Source organism: Acidithiobacillus ferrivorans, from assembly GCF_016250455.1.
GTDB classification, from domain to species: Bacteria; Pseudomonadota; Gammaproteobacteria; order Acidithiobacillales; family Acidithiobacillaceae; genus Acidithiobacillus; species Acidithiobacillus ferrivorans.
In genome coordinates this window covers 2,202,232-2,222,845 of record NZ_CP059488.1, presented here as the reverse complement: position 1 = coordinate 2,222,845, position 20,614 = coordinate 2,202,232, and the positions used below count along the sequence as shown (strand labels likewise).

The following is a 20,614-nucleotide window of genomic DNA, read 5'->3' as shown; positions in this document are numbered from 1 at the left end:
AGTTGTATTTAGATAAAATCATGCGCACGGATCGCTGGTCACTTATCGGCAACCACAAACAACGGGAGATGGTGCAGGAAACTGTCGCTCTGTACCGGGCATTCGCCTGCGCGCTGATCGGCGTGCTCTGGGTACATTACCGGGAAGTTGCTACAACATCGCCGCGCGGTTTTCGCCAAGATGTTGGGGCTAATGGGTCGAAAGGCCCAGGCGTGTGTTCGCGGCAAAAGTTCCGCGACGAAACCGAGAATCCCGGTTCACACTATCTCTCACTGCGCAGGGCTATACCCTCATGACATCTGACATCGAAGGTTGCCCACCATGATTTCACAATATTTTTTTCTTAAGTTGGTGTTGTTTGTATTTTTGTTGGCGTTAATCTACTTTATGGCGAGAAAGGGGAAATGATCCGATTGTTTTTATGTGTGAATGATGCACTTACTGAAATAACGCAAGCACATTATTAGAAGCATAGAATCTACCATTGCATTTCAAGCCTGATGTTGTCGTACCGTCATAGGATAGGAGTGACTGTTTTGTTCCCTTGAATAGAATATTCGTGTGGAACACCATATAATGGTGTGATAACGTCTTGTATTTCGGTACGCATGGTACAAGTTCTCTGTTGTGCATGATCTCCTTGGTAAAGGCGTTCTTTTTTATGATTAGGGTTCCCGTGGTGGATGCCCACCCGAAGTCTCTCAAACCGGCCTGTTCCAGATTTGTCCATATGATTAGTATGGTCAAAAGGATTTGCGCCGATAGGAGTAAATAGAAATAATGGGTGGAGCGAAATCTGGCAATTGCGATAGCTCCGATAAATATGGCTGATAGCATCACGATTAATGCAAAAAATAATATATATATAGTAAATTTATTGATAAACACTATCGCTGCAAGAAGACTTCCAGCGTAGGAAAATATTAGAGAGAAAATTAAGTCTGATTTTGCTATTTTTAGCCTTTGCCGTTTGTTCCTTGTAAATCCGTATACCGCTATTGACAATTCTTTTGGATACAATAACAGAGGAAGCAACATCATAAACAAAAGTATGGTTAATACTGTTCCAAGAGCCAGAAATGATTCCGCCCCGATAAACACTATGTCTTCAAGGTGGGCTGGCGTATAGTGGATATGGAAAAAATAAACAAGAACTATGAGCTGACTAAGAAAAGCTGCAGAAACAAATAAATGCCGTGCATTTTTCCAGAAACAATCAATATCACGTTCTTTGTATTCTTTTCTTTTTTCTATTGCCGAATATAGGTCGTTATCTTCCACTAAATCTTCCCCAGATTATGACATATCTCCTCCCGTCCCTCCCGTATCTCACAAGTAGAGCCGCTATACCACCATGATACATTCCACCAAGAAGGATTCCTATGCTCAAGAAACCAGGTGGTCACCGGCCAGACCAGAATCTGTTTGACTACCAGACCCAGCGCAAAGCCCGCTTTGCGACCCATGACGCCATCACCGGGGCCATCTTCGGTGGTATTATTGGTAACTTGGTCGGCGGTACGGTCGGGGCGCACATCCTGGGGCCAACAGTCCACGATTTTATGCCACTGTACAAACCCATGGTTTTCATCGGAGGTGTCCAGGCCTACAGCCTGATCCCCTTCTTCAAGCCGTTCCTCGAATATTACACGAAATACCCGCTGATCTCCGATGCCTTCTGGGCGGCCGCTGGCATTACGGCGGCCTTCGTCGGCGCCGGCTACTGGATCGGTAGCAAGAAGGCGGGAAAAGCGCAGGATCAGATCCTTGAAAATGACATCCACGGCAGCGCACATTGGGCGACTAGGGAAGAAGTCGAGCGGATGAGCCTCCTTCCGGATACCAAAAAGAAGAGTGATCGAATTTGCTATGTGGGAGGTTATAAAGAAGGGAAGGCGCTGATGTACCTGCGCCATGACGGCACGGAGCACATTATCGCCTTCGCGCCCACCAGATCCGGAAAGGGAGTTGGCCTTGTGCTGCCTACCCTGCTGGGTGGCTGGAAGGAAAGTGTCGTCGTACATGACATTAAAGGTGAAAATTATGCGCTGACCGCAGGATATCGGCGCAAAATGGGCAGCAAGGTCCTGAAGTTCAATCCCGGGTTCGCGACGGAAAACGATGACGACGTTAACCACGAGGAGGCGCAAAACTGTCATTTCAACCCGCTGGAAGAAATCCGGGTGGGCACCAAGTTTGAAGTCAAGGATGTGATGAACATCGCCACCATGATCGTCGACCCGGACGGTAAGGGCCTGAATGACCACTGGCAGAAGACTGGGTTTGCGCTGCTGGTTTCCGTGATTCTGCATGTGTTGTACACCCAGCCGGATAAAACCATGCGCGGTGTGTCCGCTTACCTGAATGACCCGGAATTGAGTAATGTAGACGTTGCTTTTGAGCGGATGATGCGGATCGAGCATGATCCTGCGGGCAAGTTTCACTGGAAAGACCAGCGTGGCAATAGCACCAGGGTGCATCCCGTTATTGCGCAGTCGGCCAGAGAGATGCTCAATAAGGCGGACAATGAAAAATCCGGCGTGATCAGTACGATGAATAGTTTCTTGAGTCTTTATCGTGATCCTATTGTCGCCGGGTGGACCGAGTTCAGTGATTTCCGGATCATCGATCTTCAGGATCACGAAGATCCGGTGTCTTTATACCTAGTTACCTCGCCCGAAGACAAAAACCGGTTAAAGCCGCTGATTCGGTTGATTCTGAATCAAATTGCCAGTCGTTTCACAGCGGCCAATCGTCTGGTGCAGGAGGATGGCCGGATCGTGTGTGTGGGAAAACATCGGTTGCTGCTCCTGCTCGATGAATTCCCATCGCTCGGGAAAATGGATATTTTTCAGGATGCGATTGCCTTCCTGGCGGGTTACAACGTCAAACTGATGTTGATCACCCAGGACGCCGCTCAGTTGGAAGATGAGGCGCATGGTTACGGGAAGTCCGGATCCAAGGCCATTATCGGTAACTGCCACATCCGCATCATCTATGCGCCTAATCAAATAGAAACGGCCAAGTGGGTGTCTGACATGTTAGGCACCAGAACCATTACCATGGAAAACACGAACCAGACTTATCAAGGCTCCGTCTTGCCGCAAGCGCAAGGAATGAGCACCTCGCTGACCTATCAAAGCCGGGCACTGCTCACGCCGGATGAGGTCATGCGTCTGCGCGGCCCTAAAAAAGACGGGGATCATATTGTGGAGGCTGGTGACATGCTGGTTCTGGCGGCTGGTTTCGCGCCCGTCTATGGACAGCAAATCCTCTATTTCAAGGACCCCGTTTTTCTGAAAAGAGCGCGGGTGCCAGTGCCGATGGAATCGGATGTGCTCTGCCACGGCAAAGATTATGTGAAAATCTTCGGGCCGCATGGCGGGGTTGTGGAGGCACCCAGTGACGAGTTCCCGCAGGCAGCGATGCCGGATGATCTGATCGAGGAGATAGACGCCAGCCGTAAGTCTGCCGCTGGTCTTGGTGGCGGCGACGAAGAGGTTTCCGATGAAGCGGTAGCCGATGCACTGGCTGCCGTTAGTGCCTTACCGGAGGAATTTCTGAACCTGATCCGATGACTGCTATGGGTTGATATGGAGGCGCACGGGGCTGCTGGTAGTCATGGCGGCCATTTTCGTGGCCGGTTCCATCCGCTGCGGGTGATAGGCCATCTGTGCTCCCGAGTTCGACAGTTCATCGGCAAAAATCGTCAATTTCGTAACGTCGCCCCAGCATTCATAGGGGTTTCAGCGCGTATTTTCTAAAACTTCTGTGGTGGCACGTTTTATCACTTAGGCTCTTTTATTGACATGCCTATGAACGCTGATAAAGTGGCGGCATGCATGTGAAGATAACCACCTCCGGCAGCCGCCGCTATGTCCAGCTTGTCGAGTCCTACCGGGATGATGCCGGAAAGGTCAAAAAGCGTACCGTCGCCACACTTGGGCGGCTGGATCAGGTCGACAGTCAGTTGAATGCCGTGATTCAGGGCCTGATAAAGGTCAGCGGCCAGGTACCCACCCCGACGCCAATGATTTCTTCACCATCCATCGCTTTTGAAGCAGCGCGTGCTTTTGGCGATGTCTGGGCCTTGACCGAAATCTGGAAGGAGCTGGGGTTCAGCGCCCTACGTCAGGTGTTCCGCAAGACCCGCCATACGACCGATGTGGAAGCGCTGATCCGGGTGATGGTCCTCAACCGGCTCTGCGATCCCGAATCGAAACTGGGCGTACTGCGCTGGTTGGAAACCGTCGCCTTGCCGGATGTCACCGTGACAGCGATTACCCACCAGCAACTCCTGCGCAGCATGGACGCCCTGATGGAGCAACAGAGTGCCGTAGATGCTGTGGTAGCCGGACTGTTGCGCCCCCTGATCGATCAGGACCTGTCCGTGGTCTTCTATGACCTCACCACGATCCGCAGTGAAGGCCTGGTCACGGTTCCCCAGGACGTCCGTCAATTCGGGATGGACAAGGAAGGTCTGATCGCTCGCCAGTTCATGCTGGGGGTCGTTCAGACTGCAGAGGGTTTGCCGATCTACCATGAGGTCTTCGATGGCAACACCGCTGAGACCAAAACGCTGCTGCCGACCCTGGGCAAAGTGCTGGAGCGCTTTCCGACAGTGCGGCGCCTGGTGCTCATCGCGGATCGCGGGTTGTTGAGTCTGGACAATCTGGAGGCGTTGCAGGCGATCCGGCTGGCCAACGGGCAGTCTCTGGAGTTTATCCTGGCCGTACCGGGGCGGCGGTACCATGAATTTACCGATCTGCTGGATAGTTTCCAGCGGGAGTCGTGCAACACTGCCACTGAAGAAGTCATCGGTGAGCGCACCTGGAACGACCTGCGGCTGGTTATCGCCCATGATCCCATGACGGCGGCGGACCAGACCGCCAAGCGGAATGCGCGGATCGAAGCGCTGATTACTCAGGGCGACCAGTGGGCCGGCAAACTGGATGATCAGGACGACGGCAAAAAGCATCGGGGACGCAAACTCTCCGACAGCGGTGCCAAGGCACGCTTCTACCATGCCGTCTGCGAGGCGCATTTATCGCGCATCATCCAAGTCGATATGGCCGCACAGCAGTTTAGCTACGACATCGACAAAAGCGCACGCACCCTGGCGGAAAAGATGGACGGCAAGCTCCTGCTCGTGAGCAATGTGCAGGACCTGTCACCGGCGGAGGTTGTGGCCCGCTATAAGTCTCTCGCCGATATCGAGCGGGGCTTCAAAGTGCTCAAATCCGAGCTGGAAATCGGCCCGGTCTACCACCGCCTGCCCGACAGGATACGGGCGCACGCAGCGATCTGCTTCATGGCGCTGATTCTGCATCGGGTCATGCGCAGTCGTTTACGTGTGAGTCACACCGGGCTGACGCCGGAACGAGCCTTGGAGCAACTCCACCGCATTCAGCATCACCGAGTTCGTCTCAATGGCGCCCCACCCGTATCCGGGGTGTCTTCCATCCACGAGTGTCAAAGCGAGGTTCTGCATGCCCTCCGGGTAAAAAAACCAGCTGCGTCTCAGCAATTGACGCTGTTGTAGTGGAGCGTTTTGAAATAACTATTAGCAATATCAAGGAGTTGCGAGATTAACTGTCGAACTCGGGTGTGCTACTGTCCACTGCATGAAACCGTCGCCCGGCTTCTGTGCCGCAGGATCCCAGATCGTTTGAACGGGCAGGGCAAATGCGGCGGCCGACACGGCGTGATAGCGCATGGCGCCATCGCCCTGGATATAAACGGGTATGACCGCTGCAGCCAGGATGTGATTCGCATAGCCGCGGTCGCCGATGGGCGCACCCGAGTTGTAGATCTCGAACGCATGGAAGAGTGCGCGTTGCGGATTGCCGGGATATTCACGCCGCGCAGTGTTCCATGCGGCCTGCAGAATTTCAGCGCCGGCGTGCAGATTGGCGCAGGCATTCAGCGCCGTAGTAGGGGTGAGCCCATATTCCCGGAAGTTTTCGGTGTCCACCTGGGCGATGCCCACGTCCACCTGGTGACCGGCCGCCATCAATCGCCGCAGAATAGCCAGGGCTTGGCGCAAGGCATGCGGGTGATAGCCTCTGCGAGCGGTATTGTCCCACATTGCCAGCGGATCTCCGCCGGATTCCACCCGGACGATCGCCGCCATGGTGATTGGCGCAATTTTCGCTGCGCATTGTTGAATGGCCGGCTGAATGGGCAGCATCAGAACCGGTTCCGAAGGTTCTGCAGCCGATCCTGCATGATGGAATCATTGGGCTTGCCGCAGGCGACCATGGCGATTTGCATGCCGCGAATCATGGCGTATGCGCCGGTCTTGGGATCACCGAGATGATATCCTCCCAGGGCCTGAGCGCCCCATAGATCCGCAGCGCGCTCGGCCTGGGGTAGGGCATAGAGACCCACGATGCTGCCCCCCAGCGCCGCCAACCAGAAGGCCTGACACAGTCCGATCATGACCGACATGGAAAGCAGGAGGATGGCCAGAAACCAAACGATGGCGTCTTTTTTGGTCGGATGGTGCCGGGCTACATGCCCCATCTCGTGCGCCAGGACATAGCAGCGCAGCTCCGGGTCGGTCAGGGTTTTGGTATGCAGGAAGACCCTATGTTGGGACGATGTATAGCCGAAGCCCGTGAGCTGGCGTTTCCAATCCGATGTGAACAATCCAACGGTGGGGCAGGGCCACTCCCCCTGGCCATCCCGCCAGAGCACTTCGGCTTCCTGTTGGATGTCGTCAAGCGTTGTCATTCTTGATTCCCTTTCTGCAGCCAGTACTGTGATCCGGGTATCACCAGCCAAGGCTTGGCCGACCCGATGATGTTACCGATGGGTACTGGCCCGTAATACCGGCTGTCGTAGGCGTAATTGCCCGGTGCATAGTCCCAGAAGGTGCCCGACTTGATGTGATAGCTGCCATACGGCATGTGGATCACTTGTCGGCCGCCGGGGCTGGTGATCATCATCTGACTATTGGGTAATTTCTCGCCATCGGCCCATTCGCCGTCGCTCTTCACGAGAACGGTTTGGCCGGGTAGGGCGACTACCTTCTTGAGGAAGGGGGTGAGGTGTCCAGGGCAGGCCCAGGGTCCGCCTGAGGTGTGAGAAATCCAACGCCGTCGGATAGCCTGGCCCATCGATGCGTTATGTATGGGCGGGCAAAGATACACCATGTCGCCGTCTTTCAGGGAGACGGGGGTGTTGCCGCGTTGATAGAAGCCCACGGGGAAACAGGTCGTGGTGTTCAGGGACAGACGGTCAGCGGCGCTCAGGGACGCCACAGCCATAGTCAGGACGCCGACGGTGATCACGGTCCACATGGCGACCGTGGCTACCGCGCCGATGATGTGCTTCCATTTTCTTGCCGCCATGAAAAACTCCTGCAAGCGGATTGCTTACAAGGGTATAGCGGGGGATGTCTGTAGATGGGTGCTACAAGCCTAGCTGCTGGCCGCGGACTATTCGCTTATCCACTTCATTCATCAAGAACCGCGCCTACCTCAAACGCTGGATCAAGACAGTACGACGCGAATTGGCCTCGGAAGATTATATCGACGATGATTTTTTCTGATGCGAGGGCCAAAGCCACTAAAAATAGCGACCGTATAGTTGGGTGAATGGGCGGCATGCAGCTGCCGACCAACAGACTTCAACGGCGGCAGGGCAGCGTTTACCGTCATTCGAATTGTGAATGAGCCTTCTGGTTGCCGCACAAAAAGTCCTCACATAGGCGCGTTCTCGTGACAAATGACATAACCTATTCCTGAGGGGTAGGTGTAGGTTCGCGAGCATCTGACCGTAAATGTTGCCAACTTACCAATGCCAGGGCCATAAAAATGACGACCATACCCGCACTTTCCCATATTCCAGGACGTTCCCCCAATTGTAACCATGCTGCTGCCACGCCGATGAGAGGTACTAGGAGAGTGCCCATACCAGCGATTCCCGAAGGTAAGTTCTGCAGGGCGTAGGCCCAGAGAAAATAGGCCAGTGCGGTTCCGGGAAGGGCGTTGTAAAGGAGCGCGCCGATAAAAGCCGGTGTCCAATGGATGGTGAGGGGGTCCACGATCCCGGCCATGAGGGCAAGCCCCAATCCGCCAATGGCCGTTTGCCAGAGAGTCACAGTAAAAAGATCTTGCCCCGGCGGAGCATGACGCTTCTGCCAGATGGCTGATGCGGCCCAGAAGATCCCGGCGAGTAAGGCCAATAGGGTGCCGCGCCAATTCCCAGAAAAATCCCACGGTTTAAGTATGGCCAGCAGGCCCAGGAGTGCGAGCGCTAGTGCGAGCCACGCAATCCCGCTGAGCCGTTCGCCAAGCGCTTGCCATGCCATGAGCATGAACCAAATGGGCATCATGTATACGAGTACAGCGGTTCGGCCAGCCCCACCATACTCCAGCGCCCAAAGGGCAAAGCCGACAAAGCCCGTTGTTTGGAGCAGACCGAAGGGAATCACATAGCGTGCTGGCGGCATAGCCATGGGACGTTTCATGACAAGTAACAGGGGGATCAATACCAGCACGCTCAGCCATACCCGCAATGCCGCGAAGAGTAGAGGTCCGCAGTCTGAAATCGCCACCTTCATCACGACCCAGTTATAACCCCATATGAGCGACAGCAACACAACGGCGGCCAACGGCAGCAGAGTGCCATGACGGGATGCTTTCATGGAAGATCCTTTTTAATACATGATTGATCGTAGGGCTGATTGGCCCTACGGCATAACCATTCCTGTTGGCAGCGTGAAACCAAACTATTGTAGCGCGGCTATGGCTTTAAACCCAGCCCAGTGGCGGGCAAACTGCCGCGCCACCCGGCGCCTTTCCCCGTGGGGGTAATGGCTACCCGGCGCAGATCCAACCTCTGCAACGGGGTCATATCGGGAGAGATAGCGCGAATCTGCGCCTCGTCGCGAAAAAGCATGGCATAGTCGTCGCCTTATTTCATTGTTCTACAAGCAAAAGTAACAACTATAATTTCCAAAAAAAAGCCCACATGCGTGGGCTAAATAAGGAGAGGTGGTGATTTTAAGCGGTGTTTAAAATGCAAATAGACTGCCACCGTTTAACATGAAAACGAACCATTTAAATGCGCTCAATGTTATCATTAGCAGCATAATATGTTGCAATCGACAAATATATGGAAGCACCTATATCCCATGTTTTTCTTCGCAGAAAATCTACGTTGAAATGCTGCCGCACAAAGCTTTAGGAAACATGCTTTTTCAACCCGGAATTAGCCGGATTTTTATTGACCCAAAAACAACGCCCTTCTCTTGCTTCAAACCTGCGTAAAACAATATAAAATTCGCTCTTTGCAGCGGTACCAAGGGCTATCGGTTGCACAGTCATCATGGCTTGGATCGCCGCTTCGACTGACACGGCGGTCAATGGCAAATCGTCCAGGGCTACGGCAAAAGTGGAGCCTGGCGTAATAGACCAAGCAAGTTTTTTATGTTTCATGACGCACTCTTTAATAGCATTTATTGGTTGATGGGTTGATTTATCAGTTGGCCGTGGAAAAGAGGATGAATTACACGTTCCCTTTGCCGCGGTATATAATGCTACAACAGACCTGTTTATCTGGCCATTATGCACGCCAGTAATAACCTAGTTTTTTCTCATCATCATTTGCATATGGATCATCGCCTCATACTTTCCATCTGTTTTTATAACGCCTTTTGGCACAGTTAAGCTCTGAAAATACCCTCCTGTTAATATTCTTATATTGTCATAGTCAGACTGTATTTCTGGCCACTGTTTGGCTAGATTTAAACGCGTTGGTGACCATGTGAATGATATATATCTATCTAGTATATCTTTTGCGCTACTAACCATGCGCAAGGATTTTCTCGATCCCTCTAAACCGAGTGGTATTGTACATTTTGACAATGCTTTTATGGCATATAAGGCATAAAGCCAACTTTCCTCGTTAAACGAGGAACCGGGGTGTTTGTTTTTGAAAAAATCAGGATGGCTTGCCAGATCTCTTGATGCGACAATAGCGTCGTGGTAAACCGCCAACGTAGGTGGTAATGCACAGCTATAAAAGCCTCGTATTTGCGATATATTTGCACCTAGCGCAGAGCCTGGAATGGTTACAGCCAGTGCAAATATAAATGGCATCCATCGTGACTTTATTGTCATAGTAGGTCCTATATTGTAGAGACAAGCTGCTAATTTCATGAGAATCGCATGTGAAGTCTGAGCAGTCCCACCAAGGCGTTGGGATAGCTTCCGCTTGGATGGATGACATATTGCACGTCAGGCTGGAGATAGAGATGGGATATGATTTTGGCGGAGTAGTAGCATTCAACGTCGGTTTCCGCCCTGTGCGGCGTACCCCGCAACCATGCCCGCGCCATGCCGATTCCCAGGCTGTCGCCAGGACGGGCCAACCAGAAATGACGAAGCCGTAATCCGGCACCCAGATACCATGGCAGGGTATTGACCGGATTGGGCGCGGCGCCTAACTCCAGGAATCCCCCCCAAGCCATCCCATCCTGTTTCCACCGATATTCTTCTATGGAATACAGACCACTGGTATCGTTACCCAAGGCAGATTGGTATTGAGGGATTTGACTGTTTTGCCAGGCGCCGACCTTCACCGTATAGTGGCCGCCGTCCACAGACCCACTCCGATCGGCCTCCAGCAAAATCATGTCGCCGCGATGATAGGGGTTCCGTAAAGGGTGGATGGCATCGCCTTCAAATACGCCACTCATGGCGGTCCAACCGTGTGCGCTGTAACTTCCCATCACGCCCAGACTGGAGAACGGATAGGAAGACGCGGCAGGCACATTGACACCAATAGTCGGTGTGAATCCAAAGGAAACATTCAAGAACCGGCTCGCCACCCCGCTCGCATCGAAATAATCATTGGCACTGATGAGTCCTGCCCGCAACGTGGCATTGCCCATATTTTGGCGGTAATACAGTTTATAGAGTGCGCCCCTGTTGAGGCCGGTCAGGTTGTTGACGCCTTGAATATCGCCCACATATTTCTCCGGGCTGCTATTTTGATCGCCAAAACTCGGTGACCAACCGGCCGGACCACCATCCGGCGCGCGCGGTATTAAATGCAAAACCCGCTTTGCCGGTAGCGTTGCCCACCGCTCCCGGTGCCGCGCCCCCAGAGAAGTTGTCCGCGCCATCCACGCTGAGGTGCAGATTCCAGGAAAACGCATTGCTGAGACTGGCGGCATCCGCTGTGGATACGGTCTGACAGGTTAAGGCGCATATCCCCAGGCAAAGCAACCAGACGGGACGATGCGTACGACACATTGTAATATGTCGATCTGTGTACATATTTTTACCTTAGGTCAACGGCCAAAAGGCCATGGCATAGTGAAAAGATGATAAACAAACTCATAAGACAGGCGATTATGCTGAGGACCTGTAGAATTGTGAATGCGGCAAATTGTCGCACCCGGTGCGGTGCGACAATTTGCCGCAGTGTCTGTTTAAGTAGCTTTTGGTATGGTGGAGCCTTGATGAATGCTATCGATTGCATGGTCCTGTGCTGGCAATGGACACTGGTTGGGCGTGGGCGTGGGTATGGGAGGTAAGCTGAATGGCAAATGTAACATGCAATAAAGAGGTTGTATCAGTAAAAACATGGGGCTTGTTTTCGCGTATCCTACATTGGTGGCTGGTCATTACCCTGATGGCTCAATTCGCCACCGGGGCAATTTTTTTTATTTGGGGTGACGAATTATCCACGGCCATGATGTTTGGTGTAAATGTACCTCATTTTTATATAGGATACGCGTTTGCCACTGGTCTGGCGCTGCGAATCGCCCTGCTTTTTGTGGGGCCACAGACGTTACGCTGGCGAGATATGCTGCCGCTTACCCCAAATCAACGGCGCGACTGGCAGGAAACCTTCCTCTACTATATAACCCTGTTTCGCCGTCCATGCCCGCCAAGCCTTGGGCACAACGCTTTTGCTGGACCCGTCTATATTGTTTTCTTTATCATTGCGCTAGCACAGGTCGCCATAGGTATTTTTTTATCGTTTATGCCCGGCGGCACAACGCAGATGAACTCTCCATGGATGACGGTTCATGAATATTTATTCTTTGCATTGATAGCTTTTGTTGTGGCTCACCTGGCAGCCGTTGTTGCGCGCGAAATAAATGGCAAGCATAACATAACGTCAGCCATGATTCATGGATACAAGGAGTTTACAGAAGCGGAATATAAAGCGCTTATATTTAATCCGGATGAAAATAACAATCCGACATTTACGGCAGGCGACATATCTCATGCACACGCTGATAACGGTTGAAATATAAAATGTTTATCACTTATTCACATATACCAGACAATGTATATCATTTTATTAAACGCCAGCTCCAGATGTTGGCTCCTATCCTGATAATATCCCTATTTTCAGGAGTTGCTCTTGCGACCACGGTACAGGTGGGCGGATGGTCAATCACCGGATTGACGCCAGGGGTGGCACAGATAATTGGCAACACGAAAGTTTCAAGTGATGCAAGTGCGGTCACTATAGAAAAATCTGTAAATGCCGCTGCCGCTCTCGATGGGTACTCAGATGCCCACCTGGGCGCGTGGGAAGGGAAAACGATTCACTCTAGCCTGCAAACCATTTCCGAGTACAATAAAGCTGGATATCGATTGTTAGAATATAATGGGCTGATTCTATTGTGCTTCGTCGTTTTTTTTGCAGCCACCGGTGCGCTGCTGACGATGTCACGCAAACGTCACACAAAAAACCGAAGCATGATTTTTATTCTGCACAGCGCAAGAATTCTAGCGGTGGCAGTTTCATGCGCGCTCATTGTGCTAGGGTATTTTTATGTTATAGGCTCGATAAACTATTCACATTGTTCAGCGGAAGTGAGTCACCGGATACCTCTTCTTTTGTGGTCGCCCATGCTTGGAATAGTGTTGATATCATTAATCGCTTTTTATACGTCAGAGACGTACCGCAAAAAGCATGACGGCGGCAGCAATAGCGGCCCGGACAATGTGCGCATCAATCACTCGTGTTTATCCAGATAAATTGATACCTGCCATCTATGCGTAGTCCCTCCTCGTCTTGCCCCGCTATATGGGGCTTTTTTTCATGTTTAATCAGGCCAGACCTTATGTATCATTGTGTCTGGAGAGTTTCCGCGCTAAGGTATCGATTACAGATGCTCGGCGAAAAGCCTGTCGTGCCATCGCCATGGTGACCTCTCCTGCAAGGCAGGCTGTGCTGGGAAAAGCATAGTGCAATTCAGCGGGCCAGGCTATTTATTTCATTACGCGATTAGGTAACCCAATGTCCGCAATCAGTCTTTATGTATATATATACATAAAGACTGTTATGTATACCTCGTGATTATGTATAGCGTGCATGTCGAGCTGGCTGTAAGCCCTGTCAATGCTGGCCATTTGGTACGAACGGTGTCGCTATGCTATACATAAAACTGGGCGGCCCGGAGCAGTTCACCACGACAGCGCTCTGCATGCGCTGCAGATCAACACCCCAACTACCGGTCTGATTCATGGCCACAATGCGGACCTGAGATCTTTGGATTACCATTGATTTACTGCTCGGAGAGGTGGTCGTCTGTGAATCATACCACTGTTTCCGAGCGAAAAGCCTGATACCAATATTTGGCACCGCCGGTGGTCAGTCATCTTACTGGCATTTCCAAAACAGCGTTTATTATGTAGAGTCCGCGAGTAGGTTTCGGACGTGCGACCCAGTTGTAGCAAGGCTCGCAACTTTACTGCTATACATAATCGCGAGGTATACATAACAGTCTATTCCGGCCCTTCAGCACAAAATCTCTACAGGAGGCATCTGACCGGATTGGGGGGAGTAGAGATCATCGCTCCGCAAACTGGACACAATCTCATTCCTACCAGAAGCCTTCTGCACGCGCTCCTCACCAATTTTCACCTTCCAACCCATGGCAAGTAAATATCATCAAGGTTTTTGGCCTCTGAGGCCATAGGTTTCCAACCAGATTTTGCATATAGCCAAAGAAAATAACCCACCCCGCAGCAAGCTGCGGAGAATCAGACTACGATTGTCCGCTTAGGCCGATGACCCGGCATTCACCTCGAATAATTGAATGGCAGATCGACCTCGAATATCAGACCGTCATGGTCTTGAAGGCTGGGCGGCAGTTGTGGGTCGGAAGGCGGCGCCCGTCCACCATAACGTGCTCACGCTTTACCGGTTGAATTGCATTATTTGTGCAGCGCACCGCGATATCTTCGGTTCCATCAAAACGCGGGAAAATCTAATAGACATTTTCGAGCATGGGCATTCATAGCCGCATATGATTGAAAATTGAATCTAGAAAAATGGACAAGATCCACCCATAATGTCCATCATTCCGTCAGATTCGATGGACAAAGGAAAGAAAGAAATCTCATTGATTTAACAACGAAACCATCATGTCCATCGACCGTTTACTTGGGTGTGAATTTTTATGTTTCCTGCGAACGGGTGTTTCGCCAGGATCTGGAAGGGCGGCCCGTGGTGGTGCTCTCCAATAATGATGGTTGTGTTGTCGCGCGCTCGGCTGAAGTGAAGGCCTTGGGTGTGGTCATGGGGACACCGTGGTTTCAGATGAAGAAGCTGGCCAAACGGGAAGGAATCATCGCCCTGTCGAGCAATTACAGCCTGTATGCCGATATGAGCAATCGCATGATGGGGATTCTTTCGACCTTCAGCCCTATTCAGGAAGTCTACAGTATCGACGAATGCTTCCTGGATCTGCGGGGCTTTGCGCAAGACCGACTATTCCACAGGGGACAAGCGGCCCGGCAGAGAGTCCGGCAATGGGTGGGATTGCCGGTCGGGGTAGGCATCGCAGCGACCAAGACGCTCGCCAAGCTCGCCAACCATGTCGCCAAAAAGATGCCTGAATATGCGGGAGTCTGCGTGTGGGACGATCTGGCTGAAGGGGATCAGCAGCGTCTCTTGCAACAACTGCCGGTTTCCGAAGTCTGGGGGGTGGGTCGCCAGTGGACCACGCGATTGCAGGAGGCGGGAATTCAGACGGTCTGGGATCTCCGGCAGACGGATCCCGCGCTGATGCGCAAGCGCTTCAGTATCCTCATGGAACGGAGCATACGGGAACTGCGCGGGGAACCTTGCATCGCCATGGTGGACATCCCGCCGCCCCGGCAGGAGATTCAATCCTCGCGATCCTTCGGCCGGGTAACCAGCGCAGAGGAATTGGGCGAAGCGATCAGCCTGTATACCGTAAAGGCCGCCTATAAACTGCGTCGTCAGGGTTCGGTGGCCGGTGCCCTGCGGGTGTTTATTCACACCAGCCCCTTTCAGGCCCATCTACCGCAATATCATGCCACGAGAACCGTCGCCCTGAATCATCCCAGTCAGGATACCCGGGTGTTCCTGCAGGCCGGCCGCATCGCACTGGTGGACATGTATCGGTCGGGATTGGCTTATGCCAAGGCGGGCGTGCATCTCCTGGAGATCACCTCGGCGGATGCCTTGCAGGCCGACCTTTTTACGTCGGCAGAAGATGAGGCGCGCGCCAATCAATTGATGATCACGCTGGACCAGGTGAATGCGCGTTTTGGCAGCGGCACCCTGCAGCCGGGCGTGGCCGGTCTGCAGGAACCGCGTGGATGGGCCATGAAACGCGGCAACAAGTCCCCTGCCTACACGACACGATGGGCGGATCTGGCCAGAGCAAAGCTGGAATAACCGAGATCAGCCTCTATTCCGGTATAGATAAAAGGCAGCGTGCGGGAGGGTGGTGTGTCCGGGAAAGCGCGTTTGCGCCATGAAAGAGCACCGGCGTAGACTTGTGTCACGGTTCACCTTTCCCCTATTTCTGGACATCGGCATGCCCCCATTACGATTTCCTGCGCTGGTGTTGACGCCACCGGCACAGACCGACAACCCGCTGTCGCCGGAACAAAAGACTTTTAACCGCCTCAGCCAGCAGATTGCCAAAGCCCGCCAGCAGATGAGCGATTGGGAATCTGCTATGGAGGCGACGCGAAAGCGTGTACTCAAGGACCTTCTGCCGTTGCGGGACCAGCATCTGCAATTACGCATTCAGCTGCTGGTTCAGCTGGACACCATCAGTCTGACCCAGAAACTGGGGAAAGCGGATAACGAGACCCTATCCCAGATGATCGCCCGCTTGGCCGAGAACCTCATGACGGAATCCTCCGATCCACAGTTGCAAGAAATACATGATCGGCATGGCGGCCCCGACGCAGAAGAACAGGCCATGTTCGCCGAGATGAAAGCGTCCATGGAGGATTTTTTCAACCTAAACCCTGAAGCTGCGGGTGATGGAAAAGGGTCTTCAGAAAACCCAAAGGCATGGACGGAAGAGGAAACGCCACAAACGCAGTCACAGCGAGAAAGCCAACGTACCAGACCCAAAACGGCCCGGCAAAAGGCGCAAGAAGCACGTCAGGCAGAACAGGCTGGGCAGATCCACCAGTCCCTGCAGGGCATTTATCGGCGTTTGGTCAGCGCCGTGCATCCCGACCGGGAGGCGGATCCGGTCATACGTGCCCAGAAAACGGCGCTGATGCAACGGATCAATCAGGCCTATGGGGAAAATGATCTCTTGCAACTGCTGGCTCTCCAGCACGAGTTGGGCCTGATGGACGCGCAAGCGGTCCATAAGCTGGGCGATGCGCATTTGAAAAAGTATAACCAGGCTCTCAAGGAACATCTGGCCACTTTAAAAGGTAAAATGCAGGCACTTCAGCAGCATCTGGCCGGCAGTCTCGGGATACCCCTTTTTGCCATACACTCACCGCATGGTCTGTCGCGGGATATTCAGGAAACCATTCAGGCAACCCGACAGGACATTAGCGGATTACGGCAGGAGATGAAACGACTTGCGCAACCCGCCTACCTCAAACGCTGGATCAAGACTGGACGACGCGAATTGGCCTCGGAAGATTATATCGACGATGAATTTTACTGATGCGAGGGCCACAGCCACTAAAAATAGCGACCGTATAGTTGGGTGAATGGGCGGAATGCAGCTGCCGACCAACAGACTTCAACGGCGGCAGGGCAGCGTTTGCAGTCATTCCCGTCCAGCTTGGGAACGGGTAATATCGGCCAGAAGCGGACGTTCAGTGACGGCACCACGAACAACCGAAGTTCGACCGAGCAGTAGTTGGCGGCCACACATTTTTGCCATTAGACTTGGTGTCACGGCCTCTATGAGCCCCCTCTGGCTCTTAAATTCGAGACAATCAAATCGGAGAGGAGATGACCAGTCATCAACGCACGAACACGAGGTCAAACGCACACGTCGGTCGCGAATTTGAAGGGGAAGCTGCCGCTTACTTCGTCGAGCATGTAGGCCTTGCCCTCTCGCCCTCCTTCAGCGTGCCTATTGGAGTTGCCGAGATACTCAAGCCACATCGCTTCGACTTGGGCAGCGAAAAACCTCCGCTTCTCGTTGAATGCAAGTCCCATACTTGGACAGAGACTGGCAACATGCCGAGCGCCAAGATCACTGTGTGGAACGAGGCGATGTACTACTTCCTCTTGGCTCCCACACGCTACCGCAAGGTCCTCTTTGTGCTCGAAGCCATGCACCCTAGGCGGTCCGAGACGCTAGCAGAGTTCTACGCACGAGCAAATGGGCACCTGATCCCGTCAGATGTAAGCATCATTGAATTCAATCCCGACACAGCGACCGCACGCACGATCAATCAGCAAAGGCCACCCGGCGTGCGCGTTTCCCTACCACTTGCGCCAATCTCTGCGCCGAAGCAACCACGAGTGGCTCGGCCGAGTAGTCCCCCCTGCGAAGCATATCTAGGCGACTTCACAATTCGTCAGATGGAGACGGGAACGATCGAAGTCCTCAAAGATAGTCTTATCCAAAGTCCCGCGATGCCTCTGCTACATCAATTTGCTGCGCATCTTGGCGTTGACACGAGAAATGGCCAAGGCAACCCAATGAACACGCGGCAGCTTGGGGCGGCACTGATTCGTTCTGCATCTCCTGACAGACACCGCGGCATCCCATCCGAACATGTCAGATCAGAAATGGGCGGTTCCAATGTCAAGTGATGATCAAGCCACAGCGAGTTATGCCCACTCTCGCCCGGAAATGCCAAAGCCTCTGTCTTTGGGGCAGTTGCTGGCGCTCGAATCGAGGATCAAGCAAGGCCTCCCGACCAGCGAGCACGAGCGTCAGCAACATGCTGCCGCCCAAGAGGCATTCAAGTCTGTAATGAGAGGATTCCAAGAGCGCTATGCCAGCATCATGGAGCAGTGGCGCCCAGCGCTGATCAAATTGCCCGATGTGTTCCAGCAGGTCGGGCAGTGGCACAAGGCGATTTCGGATCGATTGGCTCCGGTTTTTGCCGGAATGACTGTCGCACTGAGCGAGATGCCCCCGAAGCTTCAATCGGCGCTGGGCGAAAATGGCTGGTACCTCGACGGTGAGCTGGGAATATCTGATCTGTGGCACCTGGAGGAATTGTTGCTTGCTGGCGAGATTGTCCATGTTGATTTAATCCTAACTCAGCACTATGAAGATCGCTTGCAAGACATCGAGGACCATCTCATCAAAGTTCTCCCAAATCGGGAGAAAATTCTTCGCGCAGCACTTGCGGCGCATCGTCGCGGGGAATTTGAGTTATCCGTCCCCGTGCTACTTGCCCAGTCGGACGGGGCGTGCTTAGATCTGACGGGTTATCACTTTTTCATGAAGGATCGCGCAACTGGGAGGCCGAAAGCCTCGCTCCATGTCACTGCTAGCGCCCGAGATGCGTTCTCAATGGCAATGCTTAGCCCGTTGGCAAACGTCCTGCCGATCAACGCGAGTGGAGGCGACCGAAATCGCAGGATTCAAGACCAGGGCCTGACAGGCTGGCGGGAACTTAATCGGCACTTGGTTTTGCATGGGGAGTCGTTCGACTATGGCACGCAAGTGAATAGCCTCAAAGCGGTTTCGCTGATCAATTATTTGGTTGACTTCCTCAGCGTTCGACTATAAAAATTTCAGCTATATGCAAAAAGTGGTTGACCGGAGATTGTGAGGGGGGTGGCGGGAGAAATGCCTGTCGCGTGCAAGGACTGGTTAACCAGGATCATTCTCAACATGTGCCGTTTTGTGCAAAACAGGGATGAATTAAGCAGTCTGGTCACGGGAATCCGATTCTCTGCCGGCTGCCTATCACCCACGCGACCTGCGATTACGAACGGCGGCAGGGCAGCGGGAGCGGACCTTCCCGTCTGGCTTTGGGACGAGTAATATCGGCCAGAAGCTAACCCCGGATACCAGCAATATAGCCGATTTAGTTCAACAAGCAGCTCAACTTAAGGGGTATAAATGAAAAAAACATTCCCTGGCCACTTTCCCCCAGAGGACAAAGAGATCGGTCGTCTTTGGGAGAACTGTGAAATTATTCTTGACACAAATATATTGCTGAACTTTTACCGGTATTCTGACTCCACCAGAAACGACTTCATAAGGGTTCTGCGAGCGCTCAAAAGTCGCTTGTGGCTGCCCCACCAGGTGGCCCAGGAGTACTTTAAAAACAGACTGAACGTTATTGCGCAACAAGAGAAGTCCTACGATGATACTTTAAAAAATATACAAACGCTACAGAGGGAATTGAGCGATGCGAGGAAGCATCCCTTTCTAAGCGATAAGCTAATGCTGAAATTAACGCTGGTGTTGGGAGATGTTATTAAGGAGCTGGAGGCAACCAAGGAGGCTCACGCGAGTCGAACGTCTTCTGACCCAATTCAAAAAGTAATCGGAGATCTGTTCAATGGAAGGGTGGGAGCGCCCTATCCGGATGGGCATCTTGAGGAAATTTGCAACGAAGGTGAAGCACGCTATGAGAAAAAGATGCCGCCAGGCTATAAAGATAACGAAAAGGACGGTGGTGGAAAGTCATCACCAAGCAGCGTGAGTCGAAAATATGGTGATTTCATCATTTGGCATCAGATAATAAATCGAGCAATAGAAACAAAGAATGGCGTCATATTCATCAACGACGATAAAAAAGAAGACTGGTATTTAATCTTCCAAGGAAAAACTCTCGGACCTAGGCCGGAGCTTATCGAGGAGTTCTTGTCTAAGGCCGGCCAGAGCTTCTACATGTACCAGGCTGATCGCTTTTTAGAGCTCGCCGCAACACATTTAGAGCAAAAGATTACGCCCGAGAGCATGGATGAAATTCGCGAGATTCGGGATTTAAGAAAACGCGATATGGATCGGCATGCTGCGCTCTTTCTGCATCGAGAAGAAGAAACGATGGTCCGTGAGGAAATGAAATTCCGCAAAGAAGAAATTGCGCTCATCGCTAGGGCCACCAACACACGTGAGCGATTAGACGCATCACGGATGCGGTTGCAACAGTTAAGCGTCAAATTAGCTCAGTTGCAGCATGCAAAGGTTATCGTTGACAAAAATCAAGAACAGCCTAGAGGTGAAGGATACGAGGCTCTTGAACAAATATTGGAGGCGCGGAGGTTGGCTGATATTGATGATTTGGAAAAAGAATTGCGACTAACCTATGAAGAATCAGCGACAATAGAGCACGAATACATGTCTATCCAGTATATGCTTGCAGGCTTACATAAGAGCACCGAACAACGCTTTGCACGCGGATAGGGGCAAGTATGG

General features: G+C 52.5%; 20 protein-coding genes. 10 read left to right on the top strand and 10 right to left on the bottom strand.

The genetic code is table 11. The features are described 5' to 3' along the window. The first annotated feature begins 2 nt into the window (after window positions 1-2). Window positions 3-296: a hypothetical protein gene (locus H2515_RS11075; RefSeq protein WP_232821364.1), complete on the top strand. Its 294-nt coding sequence runs from the start codon at window positions 3-5 to the stop codon at window positions 294-296. Window positions 297-438: 142 nt separating this feature from the next. On the opposite strand, the gene H2515_RS11070 is transcribed toward H2515_RS11075, so the two are convergent. Then, window positions 439-1,281 carry a hypothetical protein gene (locus H2515_RS11070; protein WP_198660131.1) on the bottom strand — a complete coding sequence of 281 codons (843 nt, stop codon included), beginning with the start codon at window positions 1,279-1,281 and terminating at the stop codon, window positions 439-441. A 101-nt stretch (window positions 1,282-1,382) separates the two neighbouring features. Here H2515_RS11070 and H2515_RS11065 point away from each other — a divergent pair, with 101 nt between their 5' ends. Together H2515_RS11065 and H2515_RS11060 are read left to right on the top strand one after the other, a co-directional pair. Then, the gene (locus H2515_RS11065; RefSeq protein ID WP_198660130.1) at window positions 1,383-3,578 is read left to right on the top strand and encodes a type IV secretory system conjugative DNA transfer family protein; all 2,196 of its coding nucleotides are present in this window, start codon (window positions 1,383-1,385) and stop codon (window positions 3,576-3,578) included. 260 nt (window positions 3,579-3,838) lie between these two features. Next, entirely contained in the window at window positions 3,839-5,542 is a 1,704-nt protein-coding gene (locus tag H2515_RS11060; RefSeq protein ID WP_198660129.1) for an IS1634 family transposase, read from the top strand. 30 nt (window positions 5,543-5,572) lie between these two features. On the opposite strand, the gene H2515_RS11055 is transcribed toward H2515_RS11060, so the two are convergent. From H2515_RS11055 to H2515_RS16115, 9 genes are all read right to left on the bottom strand, one after another. Then, on the bottom strand, window positions 5,573-6,190 hold the full coding sequence (locus H2515_RS11055; protein WP_232821363.1) for a lytic transglycosylase domain-containing protein: 618 nt from the start codon (window positions 6,188-6,190) through the stop codon (window positions 5,573-5,575). After that, window positions 6,190-6,735, bottom strand: a complete 546-nt coding sequence (locus tag H2515_RS11050) for a M48 family metalloprotease (RefSeq protein ID WP_198660127.1) — start codon at window positions 6,733-6,735, stop codon at window positions 6,190-6,192. Before H2515_RS11050 ends, H2515_RS11055 begins: the two co-directional genes overlap by 1 nt. Next, window positions 6,732-7,355 (bottom strand): S26 family signal peptidase, encoded by a 624-nt coding sequence (locus H2515_RS11045; RefSeq protein WP_198660126.1) that lies wholly within the window; start codon window positions 7,353-7,355, stop codon window positions 6,732-6,734. The genes H2515_RS11050 and H2515_RS11045 overlap by 4 nt, the downstream gene beginning before the upstream one ends. Before the next feature lie 386 nt (window positions 7,356-7,741). Beyond that, entirely contained in the window at window positions 7,742-8,653 is a 912-nt protein-coding gene (locus H2515_RS11040; RefSeq protein WP_198660125.1) for a DMT family transporter, read from the bottom strand. A gap of 98 nt (window positions 8,654-8,751) precedes the next feature. Next, complete coding sequence (locus H2515_RS11035) at window positions 8,752-8,907, bottom strand: hypothetical protein (RefSeq protein ID WP_198660124.1); 156 nt, start codon at window positions 8,905-8,907, stop codon at window positions 8,752-8,754. A 284-nt stretch (window positions 8,908-9,191) separates the two neighbouring features. Next, on the bottom strand, window positions 9,192-9,446 hold the full coding sequence (locus H2515_RS11030; RefSeq protein WP_198660123.1) for a hypothetical protein: 255 nt from the start codon (window positions 9,444-9,446) through the stop codon (window positions 9,192-9,194). Window positions 9,447-9,593: 147 nt separating this feature from the next. Next, window positions 9,594-10,169 carry a hypothetical protein gene (locus tag H2515_RS11025; RefSeq protein ID WP_232821362.1) on the bottom strand — a complete coding sequence of 192 codons (576 nt, stop codon included), beginning with the start codon at window positions 10,167-10,169 and terminating at the stop codon, window positions 9,594-9,596. Continuing rightward, the gene (locus H2515_RS11020; RefSeq protein ID WP_232821361.1) at window positions 10,166-10,981 is read right to left on the bottom strand and encodes a carbohydrate porin; all 816 of its coding nucleotides are present in this window, start codon (window positions 10,979-10,981) and stop codon (window positions 10,166-10,168) included. The genes H2515_RS11025 and H2515_RS11020 overlap by 4 nt, the downstream gene beginning before the upstream one ends. 16 nt (window positions 10,982-10,997) lie before the next feature. Next, complete coding sequence (locus tag H2515_RS16115) at window positions 10,998-11,291, bottom strand: hypothetical protein (RefSeq protein WP_232821360.1); 294 nt, start codon at window positions 11,289-11,291, stop codon at window positions 10,998-11,000. Window positions 11,292-11,556: 265 nt separating this feature from the next. Between H2515_RS16115 and H2515_RS11015 the strand changes: the two genes are divergently transcribed. The 7 genes from H2515_RS11015 (at window position 11,557) to H2515_RS10985 (ending at window position 20,602) form a co-directional block, all read left to right on the top strand. Then, window positions 11,557-12,273, top strand: coding sequence for a cytochrome b/b6 domain-containing protein (locus H2515_RS11015; RefSeq protein WP_198660122.1), 717 nt, complete (start codon window positions 11,557-11,559; stop codon window positions 12,271-12,273). Window positions 12,274-12,281: 8 nt separating this feature from the next. Further along, window positions 12,282-13,013: a hypothetical protein gene (locus H2515_RS11010; protein WP_198660121.1), complete on the top strand. Its 732-nt coding sequence runs from the start codon at window positions 12,282-12,284 to the stop codon at window positions 13,011-13,013. 1,417 nt (window positions 13,014-14,430) lie between these two features. Continuing rightward, entirely contained in the window at window positions 14,431-15,687 is a 1,257-nt protein-coding gene (locus H2515_RS11005) for a Y-family DNA polymerase (protein WP_232821627.1), read from the top strand. 142 nt (window positions 15,688-15,829) lie between these two features. After that, on the top strand, window positions 15,830-16,936 hold the full coding sequence (locus H2515_RS11000) for a J domain-containing protein (RefSeq protein WP_198660119.1): 1,107 nt from the start codon (window positions 15,830-15,832) through the stop codon (window positions 16,934-16,936). Window positions 16,937-17,229: 293 nt separating this feature from the next. Then, entirely contained in the window at window positions 17,230-18,042 is an 813-nt protein-coding gene (locus H2515_RS10995) for a hypothetical protein (RefSeq protein WP_198660118.1), read from the top strand. Continuing rightward, entirely contained in the window at window positions 18,005-18,973 is a 969-nt protein-coding gene (locus tag H2515_RS10990) for a hypothetical protein (RefSeq protein ID WP_198660117.1), read from the top strand. Before H2515_RS10995 ends, H2515_RS10990 begins: the two co-directional genes overlap by 38 nt. Before the next feature lie 336 nt (window positions 18,974-19,309). Continuing rightward, complete coding sequence (locus H2515_RS10985) at window positions 19,310-20,602, top strand: PIN domain-containing protein (RefSeq protein ID WP_198660116.1); 1,293 nt, start codon at window positions 19,310-19,312, stop codon at window positions 20,600-20,602. Window positions 20,603-20,614 lie beyond the last annotated feature (12 nt).